This window comes from Flavobacterium sp. 316, assembly GCF_000967805.1.
Classification (GTDB): Bacteria; Bacteroidota; Bacteroidia; order Flavobacteriales; family Flavobacteriaceae; genus Flavobacterium; species Flavobacterium sediminilitoris.
This window is the reverse complement of record NZ_JYGZ01000006.1, coordinates 320,089-345,891: the sequence shown is the minus strand read 5'-3', so window position 1 is coordinate 345,891 and position 25,803 is coordinate 320,089. Positions and strand designations below refer to the sequence as shown.

Sequence of the window (25,803 nt, the reverse complement as noted above, 5' to 3'; positions counted from 1 at the left end):
TTAATCAAGCTTGCTAAGATAATTCTTTTTTTAAAAACTGGGCAGTATAACTTTTCTTATTTTTTATAATTTCTTCAGGTGTTCCTTTTGCTATTAATTGTCCACCACCTTTTCCGCCTTCATATCCAATATCAATAACATAATCGGCTAGTTTTACAACATCTAAGTTATGTTCAATAATTAATACAGTATTTCCTTTGTCTACTAATTTATTGATAACATCCATTAAAACACGAATATCTTCAAAATGTAGACCAGTTGTAGGTTCATCTAATATATAAAAAGTATTACCTGTATCTTTCTTTGAAAGTTCTGTTGCTAGTTTTACTCGTTGCGCTTCACCACCAGAAAGGGTTGTGCTTTGCTGTCCAAGAGTTATATAGCCTAATCCAACATCTTGGATGGTTTTTACTTTTCTATATATTTTTGGAATGTTTTCAAAGAAGTCTACTGCTTCATCAACAGTCATATTTAATATATCGGAAATAGATTTTCCTTTATATCTGATTTCTAAAGTTTCTCTATTAAAACGTTTACCTTGACATGTTTCACATTCTACATATACATCAGGTAGAAAACTCATTTCTATAGTACGAACACCAGAACCTTCGCAAGTTTCACAACGACCACCTTTTACATTAAAGCTGAAACGACCAGGTTTGTATCCTCTAATTTGAGCTTCTGGTGTTAGGGTAAATAGACTTCTTATTTCTGAGAAAACATCAGTATAAGTAGCAGGATTACTTCTTGGAGTTCTTCCTATTGGACTTTGATCTATGTCAATTACTTTGTCAATATGTTCTAGTCCTTCAATTTTTTTATATGGTTGTGGTTTTTTTACTGCATTAAAGAAGTGCGTATTTAAAATAGGGTAGAGTGTTTCGTTAATTAATGTAGATTTCCCACTTCCAGAAACACCTGTAACACAGATTAGTTTTCCTAATGGAAATTCTACAGTTACATTTTTTAAATTATTTCCTGTTGCACCAGTTAACTTTAGTGTTTTTCCATTTCCTTCTCTACGTGTTGTAGGAACTTCAATACTCATTTTTCCATTCATGTATTGAGCGGTAATAGTATTGTGCTTTAAAATTTCTTGTGGAGTTCCTTCGCTAATAATTTGACCACCGAAACGACCAGCTTTTGGTCCAATATCAATAACATGATCAGCTCTTTCAATCATGTCTTTATCATGTTCTACGACAATAACAGAATTTCCTAGATCGCGAAGGCTTTCTAAGGACTTTATTAAACGTTCATTATCTCTTTGATGTAAGCCAATACTAGGTTCGTCTAAAATATATAAAACGCCTACTAATTGTGATCCAATTTGTGTTGCTAAGCGAATACGTTGTGCTTCTCCACCAGATAATGTTTTAGAACCTCTATTTAAGGATAGATAATTTAAACCAACATCAAGTAAAAATTGAAGTCGAGCAATTATTTCTTTTAATATTTCAGTTGCAATAGTCGCTTGTTTTTCGGATAAATGCTTTGGTAAATTAGCAAACCATTCTGCTAATTCAGAAATATCCATTTGGACTAAATCTCCTATGTTTTTTTCATTTATTTTAAAATAAAGTGCTTCTTTTCTTAAACGTGTTCCATTACATTCAGGACAATCATTTTCGTCCATGAATTCTTTTGCCCAACGCTTTATGGAAGCTGAATTACTTTCTTCATATTGATTTTTGATAAAGTTTGAAATTCCTTCAAAATCAATTTTATAGTCTTTTGTAATTCCCATTACTTTAGAAACAACAGAGAATTTTTCATTTCCTCCATATAAAATCATTTCCATTGCTTCTTTTGGAAGTGTTTCAATAGGGTCTGTTATTTTGAATTCAAATTTTTGTGCAATTATTTCTAATTGTTTAAAAATCCATGAATTTTTATAATCTCCTAGAGGAATAAAACCACCGTTTTTTATAGATAGTTTTGGATTAGGTATAATTTTTCCAAGATTAATTTCGTGAACGGTTCCTAATCCGTTACAATTAGAACAAGCTCCTTTTGGAGAGTTGAAAGAAAAGTTATTAGGTTCAGGATTAGGATAAGATATTCCCGATGAAGGACACATTAATGTTCTACTATAATAGCGTGCTTCTTGACTTTCTTGTTCAATTACCATTAAAATATCATCTCCATGGTACATTGCCGTTTTAATACTTTCATTTAATCTTTTATCAGTATCTTCATCATCTTCAATGGCAAGTCTATCAATTACAATTTCGATATCATGTGTTTTATATCGATCTACTTTCATTCCAAATTCTAAATCCTTAATTTGTCCATCTACACGAACTTTTAAAAAACCTTGTTTTGAAATTTGTTCAAATAATTCTCTATAATGTCCTTTTCTAGAACGAATTACAGGCGCTAATATGTTAATTCTTTTGCCTTGAAAGTCTTCAATAATAAGTTTTTTTATTTGCTCATCTGAGTAAGAAACCATTTTCTCTCCTGTATTATAGCTATAAGCATCTGCTGCTCTGGCATATAAAAGACGGAGAAAGTCATATATTTCGGTTATTGTACCAACAGTTGAACGCGGACTTTTACTAGTTGTTTTTTGTTCAATTGCGATAACAGGTGAAAGACCATCAATTTTATCTACATCGGGTCTTTCTAATCCACCTAAAAATTGTCTGGCATAAGCTGAAAAGGTTTCAATATATCTACGCTGACCTTCTGCATAAATAGTATCAAATGCAAGGGAAGATTTTCCAGAACCCGATAATCCAGTTATAACAACTAGCTTTTCTCTGGGAATGGTAACATCTATATTTTTTAGGTTATGTGCTCTTGCACCTATGATTTCAATAGTATCGTCTGTGTTTAACATAATTTTTGGCAAAATGCAAAGATACTATTTTTAAGTAGATAAGTATTTTTGATTTTTAAATTAGATGGCTATTTTTTAATAAATTAAAATTATTTAGGAATAGGATTAAGAATAAAGCATAATGATTTTAGATTAGTTGTTATTACTAATGTTTCAACTATAAATAGGTAGAAAAAAATAATTCTATTATAGCACCAAGTACTCAAAACTTTTAAAAATAAAATAAATTGTTTAAAATAATAGTTTGAGTAAGTTAGTTGTAAATTTTAGAGTTATTACATTTTTGTTTTTTATTCCACTATTTTTTCAATATAATCAGAGTTTAAAAGATAAAGTGCACCCATATATTGCAATTTAAAAGAGATTAAATCACCTACTTTATAAATTTTTTCAGAATTTGAAATATCAACAACCATCATGTCGGAACTAGCATCTACGATAGTAATGTTTGGATTGTCGGTTTCTAAATATTGTGGTTGCATATCTAGTAATCCAATGTCTAGAATAGCACGCAATGAAGTAGTACTTAAATCAGTATCATCATTAATTTCGTATGTGTTTCCAGCTACATTTTCACCTAATTCACCAATAGGATTATCTGGTTTTTCAGTAATTTCAATAACTTCTGCATAGAGTTTGAAAACATCATTATGTAACCCTTCTATTGTTTCACCTGTAAATAAATCTTTTCCAAAAAACAATGCTTCTCCTATTCTAAAATGATTTACAGCCATAGGCCGTGCATTTTTAAGCATTAAAGGAACAGCAACAGAAGTTCCACCAGAAACCCAAGGTATTTTTACATTGAATTTAGCTTCAATCAATTGTTTGTATAAACTCAGTTGAATTAGTTTATCTTGAGTAGGCATTACACCACTTAAACAATTTAAATTAGTTCCAATTCCTCTAATTTCAATATTAGGTAAACTAAAGACTTGTTCGTAAAAATGAAGCAATTCTTCCCCTAAAACACCTTCACGCAAGTCACCCATTTCAATCATAATAATGATTCCGTGTTTTTTATTTTGTCGTTTCGCTTCTTCAGAAAGCATTTGAATAGTGTAAATTTCTGTATTAAAACTTACATCAGCATATTGAACAATTGTTGAAATATTTCGTTTTGAAGGTGGCTTTATATATGATGTTTTAATATTTGGATTTAATTTTTTAATCTTTTTTAAATTACTAATTCTTGAATCGTGCATTTCGGTTACACCTAATGAAATGATTTCTTTTAGGTATATAGTATTTCCACAAAGTAATTTTGTAACAACTCCCCATTCAATATTTCGTTCTTTAAACATGGTGTTTAAAAACGTATAATTTTCTTTTAGTTTTCTTCGATATAGTTTTATAAAAGCCATTATAGTGTAATTTTTCTTGGTATTGTTTTAGAAATACGGGTTAATAATTCATAATTTAATTGGTTGCTAAAATCACTAAATGAAGCGACTGAAACGGTAAGTTTTTCCTGTGTGCCAATTAGAACAACTTCATCACCTTTTTTTACATGTTCAATTTCAGAAACATCAATTGTTAGCATATTCATATTTACTGTACCAATTACCATGCAACGTTTTCCATTTATTAAAACACGTCCTTGATTACTTAATGAACGGCTATAACCATGTGAGTAACCCAATGGAATAGTTGCAATTTTCATCTTATTTTTTGCCATAAAACTTGTTCCATATCCAATAAATTCTCCTGATTTTACTCGTTTTACACTCATTACTTCACTTTTCCAAGTAATAACACGTTGTAAAGGATCTATTTTTTTCTTTTTAGAGTTTAAATAACTAACTAAAACTTCAGGACTAGGCCATAAACCATATTGTAATATACCAATTCGAACTAGATCCATTCTTGTTTCTGGAAACATCATAGCGGCAGCAGAACAAGCCGAATGTTTTATTTTAGGATGTAATTCAAATGTACTGAAAATTGAACTTGCTTCATTGAAAATAACAATTTGTTTTTGAACCCTATAATAATTTGCAATGCTTTCTGCTCCAGCAAAATGTGTACATAAGCCTTTGAAATAGAGGTTGTCTTTTTCTTTGATTAAGAATTGTGCTACTTTTGAAATTTCACTGATTTTAAAACCTGTTCGATTCATTCCAGTTTCAATTTCGATATGTAAAATAGCTTTTTGATTTAGCTTTTTTGCTATTTTTGATGCTTTTGCTAATCGGTAGCGTTCAAAAACAAAGAATTCAATTTGATGGCTAATTACCCAAGCCAAATCATCATCTGCAACAAATCCCATAATAAGAATGGTTACTTTATTTCCTAATGTATCAAATATTATTTTAGCTTCTTCGACATCAAAAACAGAAAAATGAGTTATGCCATTTGCAAATGCCATTGAAACAAATTCTTTCAAACCATGACCATAAGCGTTTCCTTTTACAACAGAAGAAAGAATTACTTTTTTACCAAAGGTTTTTTTTAGAAAATCAATATTGTTTTTATGAGCATTTTGATTAATTTCTATGATGGAATTCTTATGCATTTAAAATGTCTTTTGTAATTTGATGGAATAATTTTATTCCTGTTTCTATTATTTCATCAGGGAAATCATAATCTGGATTATGAAGTGAAGGCGTTTTTTCTCCTGAACCTAAACCTAGCATGGCTCCTTTAAATTTTTGTGTAAACAATCCGAAATCTTCACCAAAAGTAAAAGGTTCTTCTTTTTCAAGTATATCAAAACGATTCTTAGAAGCGGCTTCTCGAATTATATTTATAGCTTCAACATTGTTTTCATTAGCTTGAAAACTTTGTGTCCAGTCTATATTTAGTTCTAATTTATGTTTTGATGCAATTGATTGTATAATAGATTCTAAATGAGTTTCTATTGTTCTCATTTGAAGATTACTATTGCTTCTAATTGTAAAATGAATTTCACCATATCCAGCAGAAACACCATAAGCTTTTTCTCCCATGTTAATGTAAATAGGAGTAATTAAACAATAATCAGGTTGTGTTACATCATTTTTAATAATAGCATCAAAACGATTAATAATTTCTGAAATTGCTAAAGCAGGATTAATTCCGTTTTCTGGTTCGCCCGCATGAGATGTTTTTCCTCTTAATTTTATAATCATACTGTTTACAGCACAAGTAAAGGTATGCTCTTTTACAATAATTTGACGTTTTTTGAATCCAGGCAAATTATGTAATGCAAAAGCATAATCGGGTTTGATTTCTTTAAATTTTTTATCATTTGAAACTCTTCTGGCACCATTTCCGTCTTCTTCCGCAGGTTGAAAAAGTAATAGTACAGTTCCTTTTTCTATTGGATTTTGATATAATTCTTTAGCTAATCCACATAAAATTGCCATGTGACCATCATGTCCACATTTATGAGAAACATCTTCATAAACAGATTGATGACTGAATGAATTAATCTCATGAATAGGTAAAGCGTCTAGTTCACATCTGAATAATATTGTTTTTCCTTTTTCTTTTCCGTTGTAAGTTGCTAAAATTCCTTCTCCTCCAAGTTTTGTTATAATTGTATCAGGAGAATAATGGGAAAGAAATGTTAGAATACGTTTAGCTGTTTCTTTTTCGTTTCCAGATATTTCTGGGTATTGATGTAATTCTTTTCTAAGTTGAATAAGCTCTTTCAAAACTTTTTATTTAGTTAAACGCATTTCTAAGTATTTATTTGTAAATCCAAGTTTTTCATATAATTTTTTGGCAGGATTATCGGGTTCTACGTGTAATGCAATATTTCCATTTGCAGTTTCAATAGCTTTTTGCATTAATTGTTTCCCAAATCCTTTTCCTCTTTGACTATTATCAACTGCAATATAAACCAAAATATTTTCAGGAATAAAGCCTTCCATTCCAGTATTGTTTAAGATAACAGCACCTACAATCTTTTCATTGTCTAATCCTACAATTATAGTTCCTCCTTTAGAAGGATTCATAGCATAGTTAATACATTTTAAGATATCTTCCGTTTTGTCGCCATATTGTTCTAAATGTGTAAATAGAAATTCGGCAATTATTTGATGACTATATGTTTTGTGTTCTCCTGTTTCTGGAGTAATAATTTTAAATTCCATTGTTTATTTTTTTATAATGATAATTTGATAATAATATGAATGTTATTAAAGATACGCTAATTCCGAAGATATTTGCGTCTAAATGTTTTGGTAATGAGTAATTTAATGGTAATTTGTTGTTAGATAGAATTAGTCCGATAGTTGTTCCACCTCCTAAAAGCATACTCCAAAAAGCGGCTTTAGCATTGCTTTTTTTCCAAAATAATGCTCCTAGAACAGGGACAAATAAACCAGAAACCATAAAAGCGTAGGAGTAGAGCATAAGTTCTAATACGTTTTGCATTTGAGAAGCTAAAAGAATTGCAAATGCTCCAACAGAGAGTGTTACAATTTGTGAAATTTGAAGCATTTTCTTTTCTGAAAATTCTTTTTTAGAAAATTTAGAAATAATATCGGTTACAATATTTCCAGAAGCTGCCATTAAACAGCTATCAGCAGTGGAAAGAATTGCTGAAAAATAGGAAGAAAGCATTAATCCCATTAATCCAATAGGTAAAATTGTACTTAAAAGTATAGGTAATCCCATTTCACTGTCCATTGAAGCGGCATCTGTTATTCCGTCAAACATTCCTTGTGTGGCAGCAACTTTTGCAAGCATTCCTAGAATAACGCCCATAAAAGCCATTATAGGCCATTCAAATAGACCAGCAATAAACCATGCTTTTTTTGCTTCTTTTTCGTCTTTACAAGCATAAATTCTTTGGTATAGTGTCATTCCAATAAACCAAATAGGAATTATGGTTACAGACCAATTTAAGATTTGATGCCAAGAAACATTGGTTAATGATAAATATTCAGGGGCTAGAGTTGCTTTGATAACATCATAACCACCAACTGCATTATAAGCTATAGGAATACCTATAAAAACGAGCCCGACAATTAAGATGATCCATTGAATGGTATCAGTATAAATTACTGCTTTTAAGCCTCCTACAGCGGTGTAAACTACTGCTATAACCCCCATAATGATTAGAGCAGTTTGAAGGTTTAATCCTTCAATAGTTGCTGAGGCTAATTTGGCTCCAGCTAACACTTGTGAACTTGTAAAACCAATATAACCAATAGCTGATATGATTCCTGCTAATAATGCAACCTTGGCATTATAAAAATGATTGAAAATTTGTGGAAAAGTAAAAAACTTATGCAAATGACCTAGTTTACTTACTTTTGGAATTAAGAAAACAGCACTTAACCAAGCACCAATTAATCCTGTAAATAGCATCCAAGATCCTGAAATTCCCATAGTAAAGCCAAGGCCACCAAGACCAATTGAAAATCCACCACCAACATCGGTAGCTACTACGGATAGTCCAATGTGCCAGCTACTCATGTTTCTACCACTAACATAAAAATCTTCTGAAGATTTGTTTTTTTTGTAAAAATAAAAGCCTACACCAAGCATAGCTAGCATGTAAACAACAAAGATTAAATAATCTACTGCGTGCATTTTATTTGTTTTAAAATTATGTATTGCCTGTTAAGGAATTTTTCCAAAGGCTAGATGTAGCGAACTACAAATCGAATGATTAAAATGAAAGATTTTAGAATTAAAATCTTATAAATAATAGTTAGATAAACTATTGTATGAAATCAAATAACGAGGCGCAAAGGTAATAAAAATGATTTGGAATGCCTAATTGGGGTTGTTGGTTGATGGTTGCTGGTTGTTGGTTGTTGGTAGACAGGAGGCAGGTTTCTAATATAAGTTTATTGGAAAAGTACATTTATATGAAAACCAATTTAAATGTGGTCCACTTTACATAGAGATTGACATCGAAAAGCAGGTGTAGTTGGTAGTAAAATAGTGCGTTTGGAGTAGGTTGCAGGTGTAAACTGTTTGTTAGACTTTGTTTAAGAGGAGTATGGGCTTTGGTAGGTTGTTGTATTGCTTAAAGTTAGGAGACTATGCTTAGTTGGATTATAATTAATTGAATTTCAATGATTAATTGAAGTTATTTAGCATATAGTCTGAAAATGTTGGTGGATATTTAACTAATTTTCAAACACAAAAACTTAGTGCTATATTTGTATTAATACAGCTTCTATTAATATAAAAATCAAAATATTATAAGCAGTATTTATAATTTCTAAAGTTAACTTTTTCACCTTTATAAAAATTAAATAAAAATGAATAACAATTTATTAAAAGAAGCTTTCGAATGTTACAAAGAATTACATTATAATTCAAATCAAGAAGATCTTGCTAGTTATAATTATCCAAATTTCATTAGAATTGATTGCTCAAATGATGAATTTAAATCTAAAGATTTTCTATCACAATTTAAAAAATACGAATTAAAAGATTTTATAAGAGAGCCATTCCAAAATGAATATCCTATAAATTTATATTATGATGTAGAATGTGTACAAATAAAGAATGATGTTTTTAAATATAATCGCGAGTTTCGTCCGATTCTTTTCAATTTCATAATTACTTTAATTGAGAATGAAGTTAATAAAATTATTCATTATTTATACGATGATTATTTAACTATAGGTGGAGATAAAAAATTTAATATCTCAATAAAATTTTTAGATAATAAAAAAAATGATTCTGAAAATATAGTGTCAATTACTATAGCAAATGATAGTTTGACTAGATTAAATACTGAACTAGACAATAAGTTTGAAAATTATGATGTTATTTGGGAACTTTTATTTAGTAATTCATTCCAACATAATATCTATTTCGAACCCTATTGGCAACAAAAAGGTTTTTCGAGATTTAAAATTGATGAAATAAAGAGACTTATAGCGTACTGTAAAGAGAAATATAATTTCGATAATGTAATCAATAATTAAATAAGTAGCTATTCAATAAAATTTTATTCAACATTCAAAATCTTTTCTATATTTGTACTTATATAAGCCAATTTTTAAAAGTACAAGCCATGTTAGTAAAAGTATTCGGAAGTGCCGTTTTCGGTGTCGAAGCTACCACCATTACCGTAGAAGTAAATATAGATAAAGGAATAGGCTACCACTTGGTAGGATTACCAGATTCCGCGATTAAAGAGAGCAGTTATCGCATTGCTGCAGCGCTCAAAAACAATAATTATTCGTTACCTGGAAAGAAGATTACGATAAATATGGCTCCTGCCGATTTGCGTAAGGAAGGTTCTGCCTACGATTTAACGCTTGCTGTTGGAATTTTAGCAGCTTCTAATCAAATAAAAATAGATTTAGTAAATGATTATGTTATTATGGGTGAATTATCGCTTGATGGTGGTTTGCAACCCATAAAAGGAGCATTATCAATAGCTATAAAGGCCAAAGAAGAAGGTTTTAAAGGAGTGATTTTGCCTATTCAAAATGTTAAAGAAGCAGCTGTTGTAGATGGAATAGATGTTTATGGAGTAGAAAATGTATTACAAGTAATTGATTTTTTTAATGGAAAAGACGATTTGATTCCTACGGTTATTGATTGTCAAGAAGAATTTAATAAAACACTAGAATTTCCAGAATTTGATTTTTCTGATGTTAAAGGACAAGAATCTATAAAAAGATGTATGGAAATTGCTGCTGCCGGAGGTCATAATATAATTTTAATTGGACCACCTGGTTCTGGTAAAACAATGCTAGCAAAGCGTTTACCCAGTATTTTACCTCCTATGACCATGCAAGAAGCATTGGAAACAACTAAAATCCATTCTGTAGCAGGAAAAGTAAAAGAGGCTGGGTTATTGACACAAAGGCAATTTAGAAATCCTCATCATACTTCTTCGAGTGTAAGTTTAGTAGGAGGAGGAAGCTATCCACAACCAGGGGAAATTTCGTTAGCACATAATGGTGTTTTGTTTTTAGATGAATTACCTGAGTTTAAGCGAGAAGTATTGGAAGTAATGCGTCAACCATTAGAAGACAGAGAAGTTACCATTTCTAGAGCTAAATTTACAATTACATATCCTTCATCTTTCATGTTAGTGGCTAGTATGAATCCAAGCCCTGGAGGTTATTTTAATGATCCAAATGCTCCTGTATCAAGTTCGCCAATGGAAATGCAACGTTATTTGAGTAAAATTTCAGGTCCTTTATTAGATAGAATAGATATTCATATTGAAGTGACTCCTGTTCCTTTTGAAAAATTATCGGAAAAAAGAAAGGCAGAGAATAGTGCAGAAATTAGAAAACGAGTTACAAAAGCAAGAAATATTCAATCGTTGCGTTTTCAAAATATGAAGACTATTCATTATAATGCTCAGATGAGTAGTAAGTTAATTAGAGAATATTGTGCGTTAGATGATGAATCATTGCAATTATTGAAAACAGCAATGGAACGATTAAATTTATCAGCGAGAGCTTATGATAGAATTTTAAAAGTATCTCGAACAATAGCTGATTTAGAGGATTCAAGTGTTATTCAATCACATCATATTGCTGAAGCTATTCAATATCGTAGTTTGGATAGAGAAGGATGGTTAAGATGATGTATAGAAGTTAAAATTTCCTGTTTTTCCAATATTTTGCACCATAGCTACAGAAAATTTCTTCATTAGGTTTAATGTTTTTTGTAGCTATAATGCAAACATTGTTATTTTCATCTAAAGTAATTTTAGCATTATTTTTAAATTTAGAGCTAGAAGTACCTTTAGCATCATTTGCATATTTTGCAAAACAATCAACATTCATTGAATCTAATGTTTTGCCATCAATCATGTTAATGAAATATTGATCTTTTTTATTTGCAATACGTTTTTTTACTTGTTCGTCATTTAGAATTTCTCCTTTAAATATGGAGATAATTTCGTCTTGGTATATTTTAATAGCTGTAAATAATCCTTTACCAGCATTTATTAATTGAGAGGTTTCAATATATAAATAATCTGATTCTAAGGCTTCAATTGTGTTGTCAGAATATACCATAGGTTACTATTATTTTAATTCTCCATTTAATGAAGTAAGTCGATTAAGTTCATCAAAGTTAGCAATTATAATATTGTTATCTTTTTTTCCTTCGATAGAATTATTTGTTATCTTTAATGGTATTTCTCTGTCAATTAGGTAGTTTATAAAAGCATTTTTATGATTAACATCGAAACTACTTATTGCTTGTGGAAAATTGGTCATTACTTTTTCAAATTTGCTTTTATCAATTGCTGGAATTGCATCATCATCAATTGTAACTACAAGTGTTCCTTGGCCATAATTAGCACAATAATAGCTTTTTGAATTAAAGATTCCGCAAGCAATCATTCCTATTTTATGCTCAAAGTTTTCTTCTACATGAAAATGAGGATTTGTTAACTCTTCAATGTTTTTTTCTTCACCAATGGCTTTTAATTTATTTGATTGAATAAGTAAGTTTTCAGGAATTCCACTTTTGCTATTTGCCCAACCCCACATCCAAGAATTGTTATTGAAAGAAAGTGATCCTATGATTTGAATTGGTAATATAATATCTTCAAATGAAATTGTGCCTTCATTCATATCAAATTGCCAAGATTTAGAATCAATTATATCAGCAAGATTTCCTTGTTTTTCAAGAGATAAAGCAATATTTTGTTCTAACATTTCTAAAAAAGTATTACAATTTTGTTTTGTATAAGATTGAAATTCTGTTTGTTTATGATTGTCTTCCATTTTTAAATTTATTTATAATTACAAATGTAATAAAAATGATGTAAAATCTTACAAGATGTCTATTTATACAAAAAAACTCCAAGTATGTATATCTTGGAGTTTTTTGAATTTATTTTGAATAATTATTCTGCACTTTCTTGCATTGTGTGATATACATTCATGACATCATCATCTTCTTCAATTTTTTCTAATAACTTTTCTACATCAGCAACTTGCTCAGGAGTGAGTTCTTTTGTTACTTGTGGAATTCTTTCAAAACCAGAAGATAAGATTTCTAAATTTCTATTTTCTAATTCTTTTTGGATATTTCCAAAGCTTTCAAAAGGAGCATACATTAGAATACCATCTTCATCTGCAAAAATTTCTTCTACACCAAAATCAATCATTTCTAATTCTAATTCTTCTACATCTTGTCCTTCCGCTGGAATTCTAAAATTACAAGTATGATCAAACATGAATTCTACAGAACCTTGTGTTCCCATTGTTCCATTACATTTATTAAAATAACTTCTAATATTTGCAACAGTTCTATTGTTATTGTCTGTAGCTGTTTCAATAAGTATGGCTATTCCATGTGGAGCATAACCTTCAAAAAGAACTTCTTTGAAATTAGCAGTATCTTTATCGGAAGCTTTTTTAATAGCGCGTTCTACATTGTCTTTTGGCATGTTTGCTGCCTTTGCGTTTTGTATAACAGCTCTTAAACGAGAATTAGTGTCAGGGTTTGGTCCGCCTTCTTTAACGGCCATAACAATATCTTTACCTATTCTAGTGAACGTTTTTGCCATTGCTGACCAACGTTTCATTTTTCGTGCTTTTCTAAATTCAAATGCTCTTCCCATTTCTAATTGTTTTATCTCAGTATAATGTGCAAAAATAAGGTTTCTTTACAATTATTCAAATTGTTACTTATTTTTTATAAAATGGTAATTTAACCACTTTTGCTGCTACGTCTTTATTTCTAATTCGAATAAAAATTTCAGAATCAATACTTGATAATGCTGTAGGTACATATCCTAATCCAATGGCTTTTCCTAATGATGGAGATTGTGTTCCAGAAGTTACAATTCCAACTACATTTCCATTAGCATCTGCAATTTCATAATCGTGACGTGGAATTCCTCTATCAATTAATTCAAATGCAATTAATTTACGACTTACACCTTCTTCTTTTTGTTTTTTTAAATTTTCAGAGTTTGTAAATTCTTTTGTAAACTTTGTAATCCATCCTAATCCAGCTTCAAGTGGTGAAGTAGAATCGTTAATGTCATTTCCATATAAACAGAATCCCATTTCTAAACGTAGTGTATCACGTGCTGCTAAACCAATTGGTTTTATGCCATAAGAAGCACCAGCTTCAAACACTTTGTTCCAAATTTGTTCTACTTCAGAATTTTTACAGTAGATTTCAAATCCACCTGATCCTGTATATCCAGTTGCTGAAATAATTACATTCTCTATTCCTGCGAAATCTGCTACTTCAAAATGATAGTATTTGATTGTTGATAGGTCTACAGATGTTAAAGATTGCATAGCTTCAACAGCTTTAGGACCTTGAATTGCAAGTAATGAATAGTCTTCTGAAATATTTTTCATATCGACACCTAAATCATTTTGAGATGAAATCCAGTTCCAATCTTTTTCAATATTTGAAGCGTTTACAACTAATAAATATTGATCTTCTTTTATTTTGTATATAATTAAATCATCAATTATTCCTCCTTCATTATTTGGTAAACATGAATATTGTGCACGACCAATTTCTAAAACAGAAGCATCATTTGATGTTACTTTTTGTATTAAAGCTAATGCATTTTCACCTGTTAAAAGAAATTCACCCATGTGAGAGACATCAAAAACACCTACACCATTTCTTACGGTTTCATGTTCAGCATTTACACCTTCATATTGAACAGGCATATTGTAACCTGCAAAAGGAACCATTTTTGCTCCTAAGCTTTCATGAACGTGTGATAAAGTCGTATTTTTCATTATTTGTAGTTAAAAAATTAAAGTGGCTAATTTATTCAAAAAAACTCAATTAAAAGGCTTGAAAACTTATAAATTGTCGATATGTTTTTAACATTTTTCTTGTTTTTTGTAACAGCATTACTTTGTAAGTATTATTGTTTTTAAATGATCGTAATTTTTTATTTTAATGCTTTTCTTTTCTTTGCTAAGAACATTTTTTATTTGTTCAGGAATTTGAAGATTTATGTTTAATGTAGATTCAACAATATCTATAAATTTTACAGGATGTGCAGTTTCTAAGAAAAAACCTATTGCTTCGGGGTGATTTTTAAGTTCTTTTTTTAAACCTAAATAGCCAACTGCTCCATGTGGTTCTGCAATATAATTATATTGATTATAAATGTTTTTCATTACTTCTAATGTATCTTCATCTGTAAAAGTATAAGATGAAAAATCTTTTTTAAATTCAGACAAATCATTGTTATACATTTCTTGGATTCTAACAAAATTACTTGGATTTCCAACATCCATTGCGTTTGAAATTGTAGCAATTGATGGTTTTGGTTCATAAACTCCATTTGTTAAAAATCTAGGAATAGTGTCGTTTGCATTTGTTGTAGCTACAAAATGATGAATAGGTAAACCTAGTTTTTTTGCTAATATTCCAGCACAAATATTCCCGAAATTACCACTAGGACATGACGTGATTAATGATTTGTTGAATTTTTTAAGCGCTTTATATGCAAAGAAAAAGTAAAACATTTGAGGTAACCAACGTGCAATATTAATAGAATTTGCCGAGGTAAGATTTTGATGTCTTAATTCTTCGTCTAAAAAGGCCTTTTTTACCATATCTTGACAATCATCAAAATTACCTTCGACTTCTAATGCTGTGATATTTTGTCCTAAAGTAGTTAGTTGTCTTTCTTGAATATCGCTTACTTTTTTTGATGGATATAAAATAATTACTTCTACACCTTTTACTCCTAAAAAACCATTTGCAACAGCTCCTCCTGTGTCTCCTGAAGTAGCAACTAAAACGATATTTTTTTGGTCTTTGTTTTTGTTGAAATATGCTAGACAACGTGACATAAATCGAGCGCCAACATCTTTGAAAGCCATTGTTGGGCCATGAAATAGTTCTAATGAATAGATATTATTTTCTACTTTATTTAAAGGAAAATCAAAAGATATAGTTTCTTTAATAATTTGTTTTAATTCTTTTTCAGGAATTTCATTTTTTATAAAAGGTTTAATCACTTCAAAAGCAATCTCTTCATTTGATGTATTTTCAATGTTTTCAAAAAATGTTTTAGGTAATTCTGAAATTTTTGATGGGAAATATAATCCTTTATCTGGTGAAAGTCCGTTTATTACTGCTTCTTGAAAAGACACCGTATGATTTTTATTGTTTAAACTGTAATATTTCATTTTAAAATTGGTGTATTAAATTATTTTTACTCCTTCATCATTTACTTTTGAAATATGTATATCAAAAGGGATATTTGTTTTTAAATAGGTATTTTCCATTGCTTTTGCTACATTTTTAGCAATGCTACTTCCTTTGCATAATGCAAAAATTGAAGGTCCAGCTCCAGAAATTCCAGCTCCTAATGCTCCATTTTTTAAAGCACTATTTTTAACTTTATCAAAATTAGGAATTAATCCTTTTCTAAGCGGTTCTATGATTACATCTTCTAGAGATCTACTAATAATTTCATAATCTTTCATATATAAACCAGCTATTAGACCTCCTAAATTCCCCCATTGTTTAATTGCATTTTTTAAACTTATCATTGGTTCTAAAACGGCTCTAGCATCTGAAGTTTTAATTTCTATGTGAGGATGTAAAACGACTGCAAAAAGTTCATTTGGACTTTCAATTTTGATAATATCTAAAGGATCATAACCTCTTACTAAAGTGAAACCGCCAAGTAAGCAAGGTGCAACATTGTCTGCATGTTCAGATCCACTTGCAATAGCTTCTCCTTTCATAGCAAAATGTACTAATTCATTTTTTGAATATGGTTTCCCTAAAATTTCATTAACTCCAAAAACAGCTCCGGCTGCACTTGCCGCAGAACTACCAATTCCACTGCCAGTTTTAATTTTTTTATGAATTTCAATTTCGATACCAAATGATACTGGATTAAAATCTTTTTCATAGTTGTTTAATATAGCTAATGCAGCAACGCCTGCAACATTTTTATCGATTTCAAAAGGTAATTCTGCACCTGTTATTTTAGTGATTTTTATCCCTTTTGTTGGTGATTTTCTAAATATCATTTCATCACCTATAGTTTCTAAACATAGTCCCATTACATCAAATCCGCAATTAAGATTTGCAATTGTAGCAGGACAGAATATTTTTATATTACTCATTGTTTTTTATTTAGATTTTCTAGTTCGTAGATAATTAATTACTCTTAGAACTAGAAATAAGTTTTATACATTTCCAATTCTAATCATATCGGCAAAAATACCAGATGCTGTAACGGCTGCACCAGCTCCTGCACCTTTTATTAATAAAGGTTGATCTACATACCTATCAGTATAAAATTGTACAATATTATCTTTTCCTTCTAGGTTGTAAAATGGACTTTCTTTTGGAATAAATTCTAAACCAATGCTAGCTTTTCCGTTTTCAAAAGAAGTAACATATTTTAATTTACTGTTTTTTGTTTTAGCTTCTTTTAAAAGAGAATCAAAGTGTGATGCATATTTAGTTAATGAATTAAAAAAATCATCATTATTTGTTGTATTTAGACATTCTGCAGGAAGGAAGGAGTTGTTTTGAATGTCTTCTATTTCCATTTCATAACCACTTTCTCTAATTAGAATTAGAATTTTTCTAGCTACATCAATTCCGCTTAAATCTATTTTTGGGTTAGGTTCTGTGTATCCTTGAATTCCAGCTTCTTTTACAACATCATAAAAAGAAAAAGATTCACTAAAATTATTAAATATAAAGTTTAAACTTCCTGATAAAACAGCTTTGATTTTATGTATTTTATCACCAGATGCAATTAAATGTTTTAAAGTATCTATTATAGGTAATCCAGCACCAACATTAGTTTCAAATAAAAATGGTGCATTGTACTTTCTCGATAAGTTTTTTAAATGTTTATAGTTTTCAAATTTTGAAGAACAAGCAATTTTATTACATGTAACAACAGCTATGTTTTTTTCTAAAAATTTATCATAAATAGAAGCGATTTCAGCATTTGCAGTAATATCAACAAAAATACTATTACGAAGGTTTAACTTTTGTACCTGATGAATGAAATTTTTAATATTTGCTTTTTCACCATTATTCATCTTTGATTTCCAGTTGTTTAATGGTATTCCGTCTTCGTTAAAAATCATTTTTTGTGAGTTTGATAAGGCAATTACTCTCATATTGATTTTAAGATTATCTCTCAAATACTTTTTTTGTTGATGTATTTGATCAATAAATTTTTCTCCTACATTTCCAACTCCCATTACAAATAAATTAAGTTGTTTCGTATTGTCTTCAAAAAAACGTTCATGTAGTGAGTTTAATGCTTTCTTAACATCGTTTTTATCGATAACTACTGAAATATTTCGTTCTGAAGCTCCTTGAGCAATAGCACGAATGTTAACATTGTTTTTTCCCAATGTTCCAAACATTTTTCCACTTAATCCCTGATGATTCTTCATGTTTTCTCCTACTAATGCTACTATGCATAAATCTTTTTCTACAATGCAAGAATTGATTTTATTTTGATTTATTTCAATTTCAAAAGTATTATCAATAGCTAGTTTTGCTTTTTCAGCATCATTATTTGAAATTCCAATACAAATTGAATGTTCAGAAGATGCTTGTGTAATAAAAATGACATTTATATTATGAAGCGATAGTACTTCAAATAGTCGTTTTGAAGAGCCTGTTATTCCTATCATTCCAGAACCTTCTATAGTAACTAACGAAATGTCTTCAATATGTGAAATACCTTTTACAGGATTTCCGTTTGAAACAGATTCATTAAAAATTAAAGTTCCTTCTTCGTTAGGTTCAAATGTGTTTTTAATCCAAACAGGAATATTTGAATTTAAGACAGGTTGAATAGTAGGAGGATAAAGTACTTTGGCTCCAAAATGAGATAATTCCATAGCTTCTTGATATGATAAAGAAACGATAGGTTTTGCTTGCTTTACTATTTTCGGATTAGCAGTAAACATTCCATTAACATCTGTCCAAATTTCTAAAGAAGATGCGTGTAAGCAATATGCTAGAATGGAAGCTGTATAATCTGAACCTCCTCTTCCTAAAGTAGTTGTGTTTCCGTCATCGGTAGATGCTATAAATCCTGGGAATAGTGAAATTTGATTATTGTTTTTTGAAAAATAATCAGTTAATAATATTTTTGTTTTGTTAAAATCGACTATTGCTTTGCCAAAAAAAGCATTTGTTTTTATGAAATTTCTACTGTCAACAAAGGAACTATTTATATTTACTTTTTTTAAAGCGGAGGCAATAATCTGAGAAGATAATAATTCTCCAAAACTTAAAATGCGGTCTAATGTTTTAGGTGTAAGTTCTCCAAGAAGATAACAACCATCTAATAGTATTTTTAGTTGGGCTATTTCTTTATTAATGAGGTTAACTAATGTATTTTGCTCATCTGGAAGAATTAATTTTTGTATTGTTTCAATGTGTTTTGTTTCAATCTTTAAAATAATATCAAGATATGTTTTGTCTTTTTTTATAGCTGTGCTTCCTGCTAAATGAAGTAAATCAGTTACTCCACTTAGAGCAGAAACAACAACAATTAAATTATTTTGTTTAGATTTTTTAGTTACTATATCAATTACTTTTGAAATATTTTGAGCGTTGGCTACAGATGTGCCTCCAAATTTTAATACAATCATTTTGATGTTTTTTGAAAATAAAATATAATAAGAAGTATATCTTTCAAATGAAAAATATATAATACGGGATTATATGAAATGATTTACCCCTTAAGGGGTAGTAATGATTGTAGAAGTTGTTGTAATAGCAAAAGATACAATCAAATTTTTGATTGTATTTATTGAAGAATATGTTCTTTTGTTATTAAACATCAATCAAATATATGACAAATTATGCTTATTGAGAATTTTTTGTTATTTTTTTTTGATTTTATTATCTTTTAAACTTTACTTACTTGTTAAAATGCGTTTTTTGTAAAATTCTAAATATCAGATTAATAATAATGCATTAAAATAGTAGTTAAAAATGTTGTTTCTTAACAATTGTTTACGGAATTTTGGACTTTAAAATTTTTGAAATGGAAACAGTACACTATATAAGTTCAGATTTATTATCAATAGAAAAGATTAATGAAATTATTTCGTATGATTTAAAATTAGAATTATCAGAAGAAGCAAGAGCAAATATCGTTAAATGTAGATCATATTTAGATGATAAGCTTAAATTGAATGACAACCCTATTTATGGAATAAATACAGGATTTGGTTCATTATGTAATGTGAAAATTTCAAATGAGAATTTATCAAAATTACAAGAAAACTTAGTAAAATCTCATGCTTGTGGTACAGGTGAAGAAGTTCCACAAGAAATAGTAAAAATAATGTTATTGTTAAAAATACAATCATTAAGTTATGGACATTCAGGTGTTCAACTTGAAACAGTTGAGCGATTGATAGGTTTTTATAATAATGATATATTACCAGTAATTTATACGCAAGGTTCTTTAGGAGCAAGTGGAGATTTGGCACCTTTAGCACATTTATCTTTACCTTTAATTGGGGAAGGAGAAGTTTATAAAGATGGATTTAGACAACCAGCATCTAAGATTCTTGAAAATATGAATTGGAAGCCAATAGTTCTTCAGTCAAAAGAAGGATTAGCTTTATTAAATGGGACTCAATTTATGGCCGCTTATGGTGTTCATATTCTTATAAAGGCTAGTAAGTTATCTTATTTAGCAGATATTATAGGAGCTGTTTCCTTAGAAGGGTTTGATGGAAGGATAGAACCATTTAATGAATTAATTCATATGGTTAGACCTCATAAAGGTCAAATAGTTACAGCCGAAAGAATGCGAGATTTACTGGAAGATAGTGAAATTATTGCACAAGTAAAGAAACATGTGCAAGATCCATATTCTTTTAGATGTATTCCACAAGTTCATGGAGCAAGTAAAGATACAATTGATTATGTGAAAAAAGTTTTTCGTACAGAGATTAATTCGGTAACAGATAACCCAAATATTTTTGTAGGAGAAGATCAAATTATTTCAGGAGGTAATTTTCATGGGCAACCTTTAGCGTTGGCATTAGATTTTCTAGGAATTGCTTTGGCAGAGCTAGGAAGTATTTCAGAAAGAAGAACATATCAATTGATATCTGGTTTAAGAGAGTTACCAGCATTTTTAGTTAGTGATCCAGGATTAAATTCAGGATTTATGATTCCTCAATATACAGCAGCTAGTATTGTAAGTCAAAATAAGCAGTTAGCTACGCCAGCAAGTATTGATAGTATTGTTTCAAGTAATGGTCAGGAAGATCATGTTAGTATGGGGGCAAATGCAGCGACAAAAACATTAAGAATTATTGAAAACTTAGAGCGTATTTTAGCAATAGAGTTATTAAATGCATCACAAGCAATAGAGTTTAGAAGACCTTTAAAATCGAGTGAGTTTATTGAAATGTTTATAAAAGCATATCGTGATGAGGTTTCATTTGTTAGTGAAGATAGAATTTTACATTATGATATTGAAAAATCAATTGCTTTTTTGATGAGTTTTCAAATAGACAGTGAGGTTTTACAATAATCCTTTTAAAAATAAAATACTAATTAGCCCTAAAATAGCTGGAATACCTTGAACGTAGAAGATCTTTTTTGAAACTGATATGGCACCATATATTCCAGCTATTAAAACACAACTTAAAAAGAAAATTGCAATTTTCTGACTCCATATAGGGTTTTTTATTGTTAATGACCAAAGTAATCCTGCGGCAAGAAAACCATTATATAGTCCTTGATTTGCAGCCATAGTTTTTGTTTTTCCAAATAAATCTTTTGGAAAATTTCGGAATACTTTTGGAGCTTTTGTTGTCCAAGCAAACATTTCTAACCATAAAAAATAGAAATGGAGTAGTGCTACAAAAGCAATAATAATTTGTGAAATAAGATTCATAATTTTTAGTTTAAAATATATAGGTGTGTTTAAATTATTAGAACCCAAAATAATAGTTCTTATAATTGGGTTCTAGTAATTTTTTATTTCCATTTAAAATTTTTCTCAATTGCTTTAATCATTTCTCCTGCAATATCTTTTTGTGTTGCACCTTCGATTCCTTCAAGTCCAGGAGATGAATTAACTTCTAATAATAAAGGACCTTTAGATGAACGAATAATGTCGACACCAGCAACTTTTAAATCCATAGCTTTTGCAGCTTTTATCGCAATTTTCTTTTCTTCAGAAGTTACTTTTACAACAGATGCAGTTCCTCCCATGTGAATATTTGCCCTAAATTCACCTGGAGCAGCTTCTCTTTGCATTGCTGCTACAACTTTTCCATCTACAACAAATAATCGTAAATCTTTCCCGTTTGCTTCTTTAATAAATTCTTGTACTAATATATTAGCATTTAAGCTTTTAAAGGCATTTATTACAGATTCAGCTGCTTTTTTTGTTTCTGCTAATACTACTCCTTTACCTTGTGTTCCTTCAAGTAATTTTACAATTAATGGAGAACCACCAACCATTTTAATTAAGTCATCAGTATCTAATGGAGAGTTTGCAAATCCAGTTGTTGGAATATCAACACCATTATTTAATAATAATTGAAGTGAAAATAGTTTATCTCTTGATTGTGTAATTGCGGCTGCGTTATTTAATGCAAAAACTTTTAAAGCCTCAAATTGTCGAGTTAAAGCGCAACCATAATAAGTCATGCTAGGTCTAATTCTAGGAATTACAGCATCAAAATCATTTAAAACTTTTCCACCTCGATAATGAATTTCAGGTGTGTCTGCATCTAATTTCATGTAGCAGTATTTTAAATTTAAGAAGTGCATCTCATGTCCACGCATTTCACCTGCTTCAATAATTCTTTTGTTACTATATAATTCTGGATTACTTGCAAGAAGACCTATTCTAAGTCCTTGTTTGATGTTTGAATTGTCATAATAAAATTCTTTTAGTTTTTCATTTGACGGTTGTCCTAATACATATTTTTTTTCAGGATCAACTAATATCCTTCCAGACATTGCTTCTCTTCCTAAAAGCATTCGGAATCCCATTGAATCTCTATTAGTAAGAGTAAGTTCAATATCCCATTTTTTTCCACCAATTTCAAGATGGGTTTTTATTACATGTCTTTTTTCACGATATCCACTTGAGCTTTTTACAATTCTTTGATCTACTAATTTAGCTTCACAATGAATTACTGTTTTTGCATTGTTTTGAATAGGGTTTATATCGAACTTCACCCAAGCTTCACTGTCTTTTTGAAATGTTTTAATATTTGTTGCGTGTAAAGCAGATGTTTTAGCTCCTGAATCTACACGTGCTTTTATTGTTGGAATACCTAATGTAGGAAGGGAACACCATTCTTCGCTTCCAACGATTACTTTATCTTGCATTTTATATTGTAAAATTTATTTCTAATGTAATACTTTTTTTTAAATATTTAGTAAAGAAAAGAAAAACCTACTAATTAGTAGGTTTTTCAGATTTTTTTATTTCTATAGTGAGCTCGTTTGTTGTCTCATTTAAATCCATAAAAATTTCGTCGCCTTCATGAATTTTAGAAGTTATAATTTCTTCTGCTAAGGCATCTTCAACATACTTTTGAATAGCTCTTTTTAGTGGTCGAGCTCCAAATTGTTTATCAAATCCTTTATCAGCAATATAGTCTTTAGCTTTTTCAGAAAGTTTTAAATCATATCCTAAGTCTTTTACTCTTAAATACAGTTTATCCATTTCAATATCAATTATTAAATCAATATCTTCTTTTTCAAGAGCATTAAATACTATTACATCATCAATTCTATTTAAGAATTCAGGAGCGAATGCTTTTTTTAATGCATTTTCAATAATTCCTTTAGAGTTATCTCCAGCTTGAGAAATTTTTGAAGCAGTACCAAATCCTACTCCTTGACCAAAATCTTTTAATTGACGAGCACCAACATTTGATGTCATGATAATGATAGTATTTCTAAAGTCAATTTTTCGACCCAAACTGTCGGTTAAATGTCCGTCGTCTAAAACTTGAAGCATCATATTAAACACATCTGGATGTGCTTTTTCAATTTCATCAAGAAGCACTACACAATAAGGTTTTCTACGTACTTTTTCTGTTAATTGTCCTCCTTCTTCATAACCAACATATCCTGGAGGAGCACCAACTAATCGAGAAATAGCAAATTTCTCCATGTATTCACTCATATCAACACGAACAAGTGCATCTTCAGAATCGAATAATTCTTTAGCAAGAACTTTCGCTAATTGAGTTTTTCCAACACCTGTTTGTCCTAAGAAAATGAAAGAACCAATAGGTTTGTTAGGATCTTTTAATCCAGCTCTATTACGCTGAATTGCTTTTGCAATTTTTTCAACAGCATCATTTTGCCCAATTACTTTTCCTTTTATTAATTCTGGAAGTTTTGCTAATTTATTACTTTCGGTTTGAGCAATTCTGTTGACAGGAATTCCTGTCATCATTGAGACAACGTCTGCCACATTGTCTTCTGTGACAGTTACTCGATTGTTTTTTGCATCTTCTTCCCATTGTTCTTGCGCAATTGCTAATTCTTTTTCGATGCGTTTTTCATCATCTCTAAGTTTAGCGGCTTCTTCATATTTTTGCTTTTTTACAACTGTGTTTTTAAGTTCTCTAACTTCTTCTAACTGACGTTCCAATTCTAAAATTTGCTTTGGAACATCAATATTTGTAATGTGAACTCTTGAACCAGCTTCGTCTAGAGCATCAATAGCTTTGTCTGGTAAAAACCTTTCAGTCATATATCTATTTGTAAGCTTAACACATGCTTCTATAGCTTCATCTGTGTATGTTACATTGTGATGGTCTTCATATTTACTTTTAATATTGTTTAATATTGTAATTGTTTCTTCAACAGAAGTTGGTTCTATAATTACTTTTTGAAAACGTCTTTCTAATGCACCATCTTTTTCTATATATTGACGATATTCATCTAGGGTAGTAGCTCCAACACATTGTATTTCTCCTCTAGCTAAAGCAGGTTTAAACATGTTAGAAGCATCCAAAGATCCTGTCGCGCCTCCAGCTCCTACAATTGTATGAATTTCATCTATGAAAAGAATAATGTCATCATTTTTTTCTAATTCATTCATTACAGCTTTCATTCTCTCTTCAAATTGCCCACGATATTTTGTACCAGCAACTAAGCTAGCCAAATCTAATGTTACAACACGTTTATTGAAAAGAATTCTTGAAACTTTCTTCTTTATAATTCTTAAAGCTAAACCTTCTGCAATAGCTGATTTTCCTACTCCTGGTTCACCAATAAGAAGAGGATTGTTTTTCTTTCTTCGACTTAAAATTTGTGAAACACGTTCGATTTCTTTTTCACGACCAACTACAGGATCTAATTTTCCTTCTTCAGCTAATTCAGTTAAATCTCTTCCAAAATTATCTAAAACTGGTGTTTTTGATTTTTTATTTGTCTTATTTCCTGAAGGTGGATTATTAAATCCGCCTTCACGAGTACCTTCTTCCTGACCTGCATCATCATTAAATTCAGCCTTAGGAAGGTTTTCTATATAATCATTTTCGTTTGTTATCATTGCTGTATATTGGTCTTTAACAGATTCGTAATCTATTTTTAATTTGTTTAACAATTTTGTAGTAGGGTCGTTTTCATTTCTTAATATGCATAATAATAAATGTGCCGTACTTATTGTAGAGCTGTTATATAATTTGGCTTCTAAAAAAGTAGTTTTTAAAGCCCTTTCTGCTTGTCGAGTAAGGTGTAAATTCTTTTTGTCATTATTTTGAATTCCTATTGAATTTGCTGGACTTAAGACTTCAACTTTTTTTCTTAAATGATCAAAATCTACAGTTAAATTGTTTAAAATAGCCATAGCTTTACCTTGACCTTCTCTAAGAAGTCCTAGCATTAAATGTTCTGTTCCAATGAAATCATGACCTAAACGTAAAGCTTCTTCTTTACTATAGGAAATAACATCCTTTACTCTTGGTGAAAAATTATCGTCCATTTTAATCAAAATTGTAGGTGTAAATATACTAAGATATGAGAGAATAAGCAAAAAATATGCCCTTTTCAGTTTCTATTGCTAATTGACAAAAAAA

General features: G+C 29.8%; 19 protein-coding genes. 3 read left to right on the top strand and 16 right to left on the bottom strand.

The genetic code is table 11. The features are described from left to right. Positions 1-13: 13 nt before the first annotated feature. From uvrA to SY27_RS14955, 6 genes are all read right to left on the bottom strand, one after another. Entirely contained in the window at positions 14-2,845 is a 2,832-nt protein-coding gene (gene uvrA, locus SY27_RS14980) for an excinuclease ABC subunit UvrA (protein ID WP_045971745.1), read from the bottom strand. A 290-nt stretch (positions 2,846-3,135) separates the two neighbouring features. Continuing rightward, positions 3,136-4,209, bottom strand: a complete 1,074-nt coding sequence (locus tag SY27_RS14975) for an alanine/ornithine racemase family PLP-dependent enzyme (RefSeq protein WP_045971744.1) — start codon at positions 4,207-4,209, stop codon at positions 3,136-3,138. Next, positions 4,209-5,360, bottom strand: coding sequence for an alanine racemase (gene alr, locus SY27_RS14970; protein WP_045971743.1), 1,152 nt, complete (start codon positions 5,358-5,360; stop codon positions 4,209-4,211). The genes SY27_RS14975 and alr overlap by 1 nt, the downstream gene beginning before the upstream one ends. Next, positions 5,353-6,483, bottom strand: a complete 1,131-nt coding sequence (locus SY27_RS14965; RefSeq protein ID WP_045971742.1) for an amidohydrolase — start codon at positions 6,481-6,483, stop codon at positions 5,353-5,355. Before SY27_RS14965 ends, alr begins: the two co-directional genes overlap by 8 nt. 6 nt (positions 6,484-6,489) lie before the next feature. Next, positions 6,490-6,924, bottom strand: a complete 435-nt coding sequence (locus tag SY27_RS14960; RefSeq protein ID WP_045971740.1) for a GNAT family N-acetyltransferase — start codon at positions 6,922-6,924, stop codon at positions 6,490-6,492. After that, on the bottom strand, positions 6,914-8,371 hold the full coding sequence (locus SY27_RS14955) for a sodium:solute symporter (protein ID WP_045971739.1): 1,458 nt from the start codon (positions 8,369-8,371) through the stop codon (positions 6,914-6,916). Before SY27_RS14955 ends, SY27_RS14960 begins: the two co-directional genes overlap by 11 nt. A 680-nt stretch (positions 8,372-9,051) precedes the next feature. Between SY27_RS14955 and SY27_RS14950 the strand changes: the two genes are divergently transcribed. Beyond that, complete coding sequence (locus tag SY27_RS14950; RefSeq protein ID WP_045971737.1) at positions 9,052-9,726, top strand: hypothetical protein; 675 nt, start codon at positions 9,052-9,054, stop codon at positions 9,724-9,726. 89 nt (positions 9,727-9,815) lie between these two features. After that, a complete protein-coding gene (locus SY27_RS14945) occupies positions 9,816-11,351 on the top strand; it encodes a YifB family Mg chelatase-like AAA ATPase (RefSeq protein WP_045971735.1) in 1,536 nt (511 codons plus the stop codon). Between the two features lie 10 nt (positions 11,352-11,361). Here SY27_RS14945 and SY27_RS14940 read toward each other — a convergent pair whose 3' ends face one another. From SY27_RS14940 to thrA, 7 genes are all read right to left on the bottom strand, one after another. Continuing rightward, the gene (locus SY27_RS14940; RefSeq protein WP_045971733.1) at positions 11,362-11,787 is read right to left on the bottom strand and encodes an SET domain-containing protein-lysine N-methyltransferase; all 426 of its coding nucleotides are present in this window, start codon (positions 11,785-11,787) and stop codon (positions 11,362-11,364) included. A 9-nt stretch (positions 11,788-11,796) separates the two neighbouring features. Next, positions 11,797-12,504, bottom strand: a complete 708-nt coding sequence (locus tag SY27_RS14935) for a DUF6882 domain-containing protein (protein WP_045971731.1) — start codon at positions 12,502-12,504, stop codon at positions 11,797-11,799. A gap of 122 nt (positions 12,505-12,626) precedes the next feature. Next, positions 12,627-13,346, bottom strand: a complete 720-nt coding sequence (locus tag SY27_RS14930) for a YebC/PmpR family DNA-binding transcriptional regulator (protein ID WP_045971730.1) — start codon at positions 13,344-13,346, stop codon at positions 12,627-12,629. A 67-nt stretch (positions 13,347-13,413) separates the two neighbouring features. Further along, positions 13,414-14,496, bottom strand: a complete 1,083-nt coding sequence (gene gcvT, locus SY27_RS14925; protein WP_045971729.1) for a glycine cleavage system aminomethyltransferase GcvT — start codon at positions 14,494-14,496, stop codon at positions 13,414-13,416. Positions 14,497-14,613: 117 nt separating this feature from the next. Further along, positions 14,614-15,906 carry a threonine synthase gene (gene thrC, locus SY27_RS14920; RefSeq protein WP_045971728.1) on the bottom strand — a complete coding sequence of 431 codons (1,293 nt, stop codon included), beginning with the start codon at positions 15,904-15,906 and terminating at the stop codon, positions 14,614-14,616. A 15-nt stretch (positions 15,907-15,921) separates the two neighbouring features. Then, on the bottom strand, positions 15,922-16,857 hold the full coding sequence (locus SY27_RS14915; RefSeq protein ID WP_045971724.1) for a homoserine kinase: 936 nt from the start codon (positions 16,855-16,857) through the stop codon (positions 15,922-15,924). A 63-nt stretch (positions 16,858-16,920) separates the two neighbouring features. After that, the gene (gene thrA / locus SY27_RS14910; protein WP_045971722.1) at positions 16,921-19,368 is read right to left on the bottom strand and encodes a bifunctional aspartate kinase/homoserine dehydrogenase I; all 2,448 of its coding nucleotides are present in this window, start codon (positions 19,366-19,368) and stop codon (positions 16,921-16,923) included. A 398-nt stretch (positions 19,369-19,766) separates the two neighbouring features. Here thrA and hutH point away from each other — a divergent pair, with 398 nt between their 5' ends. Beyond that, positions 19,767-21,275 (top strand): histidine ammonia-lyase, encoded by a 1,509-nt coding sequence (hutH, locus tag SY27_RS14900; protein WP_045971718.1) that lies wholly within the window; start codon positions 19,767-19,769, stop codon positions 21,273-21,275. On the opposite strand, the gene SY27_RS14895 is transcribed toward hutH, so the two are convergent. The 3 genes from SY27_RS14895 to SY27_RS14885 form a co-directional block, all read right to left on the bottom strand. Then, a complete protein-coding gene (locus tag SY27_RS14895) occupies positions 21,267-21,641 on the bottom strand; it encodes a DUF1304 domain-containing protein (protein ID WP_045971717.1) in 375 nt (124 codons plus the stop codon). The genes hutH and SY27_RS14895 overlap by 9 nt on opposite strands. Positions 21,642-21,724: 83 nt before the next feature. Further along, positions 21,725-23,092 carry a 30S ribosomal protein S6--L-glutamate ligase gene (gene rimK, locus SY27_RS14890; RefSeq protein WP_045971715.1) on the bottom strand — a complete coding sequence of 456 codons (1,368 nt, stop codon included), beginning with the start codon at positions 23,090-23,092 and terminating at the stop codon, positions 21,725-21,727. 70 nt (positions 23,093-23,162) lie between these two features. Further along, positions 23,163-25,709: an ATP-dependent Clp protease ATP-binding subunit gene (locus SY27_RS14885; RefSeq protein WP_045971713.1), complete on the bottom strand. Its 2,547-nt coding sequence runs from the start codon at positions 25,707-25,709 to the stop codon at positions 23,163-23,165. Positions 25,710-25,803: the final 94 nt, after the last annotated feature.

Coding starts and splice junctions, on each gene's coding strand:
- SY27_RS14915 (WP_045971724.1), bottom strand. CDS start 16,857: ATGAGTAATATAAAAATATTCTGTCCTGCTACAATTGCAAATCTTAAT.
- thrC (WP_045971728.1), bottom strand. CDS start 15,906: ATGAAATATTACAGTTTAAACAATAAAAATCATACGGTGTCTTTTCAA.
- SY27_RS14960 (WP_045971740.1), bottom strand. CDS start 6,924: ATGGAATTTAAAATTATTACTCCAGAAACAGGAGAACACAAAACATAT.
- hutH (WP_045971718.1), top strand. CDS start 19,767: ATGGAAACAGTACACTATATAAGTTCAGATTTATTATCAATAGAAAAG.
- rimK (WP_045971715.1), bottom strand. CDS start 23,092: ATGCAAGATAAAGTAATCGTTGGAAGCGAAGAATGGTGTTCCCTTCCT.
- SY27_RS14935 (WP_045971731.1), bottom strand. CDS start 12,504: ATGGAAGACAATCATAAACAAACAGAATTTCAATCTTATACAAAACAA.
- SY27_RS14940 (WP_045971733.1), bottom strand. CDS start 11,787: ATGGTATATTCTGACAACACAATTGAAGCCTTAGAATCAGATTATTTA.
- SY27_RS14930 (WP_045971730.1), bottom strand. CDS start 13,346: ATGGGAAGAGCATTTGAATTTAGAAAAGCACGAAAAATGAAACGTTGG.
- uvrA (WP_045971745.1), bottom strand. CDS start 2,845: ATGTTAAACACAGACGATACTATTGAAATCATAGGTGCAAGAGCACAT.
- SY27_RS14885 (WP_045971713.1), bottom strand. CDS start 25,709: ATGGACGATAATTTTTCACCAAGAGTAAAGGATGTTATTTCCTATAGT.
- SY27_RS14975 (WP_045971744.1), bottom strand. CDS start 4,209: ATGGCTTTTATAAAACTATATCGAAGAAAACTAAAAGAAAATTATACG.
- SY27_RS14895 (WP_045971717.1), bottom strand. CDS start 21,641: ATGAATCTTATTTCACAAATTATTATTGCTTTTGTAGCACTACTCCAT.
- alr (WP_045971743.1), bottom strand. CDS start 5,360: ATGCATAAGAATTCCATCATAGAAATTAATCAAAATGCTCATAAAAAC.
- SY27_RS14955 (WP_045971739.1), bottom strand. CDS start 8,371: ATGCACGCAGTAGATTATTTAATCTTTGTTGTTTACATGCTAGCTATG.
- SY27_RS14950 (WP_045971737.1), top strand. CDS start 9,052: ATGAATAACAATTTATTAAAAGAAGCTTTCGAATGTTACAAAGAATTA.
- thrA (WP_045971722.1), bottom strand. CDS start 19,368: ATGATTGTATTAAAATTTGGAGGCACATCTGTAGCCAACGCTCAAAAT.
- SY27_RS14945 (WP_045971735.1), top strand. CDS start 9,816: ATGTTAGTAAAAGTATTCGGAAGTGCCGTTTTCGGTGTCGAAGCTACC.
- gcvT (WP_045971729.1), bottom strand. CDS start 14,496: ATGAAAAATACGACTTTATCACACGTTCATGAAAGCTTAGGAGCAAAA.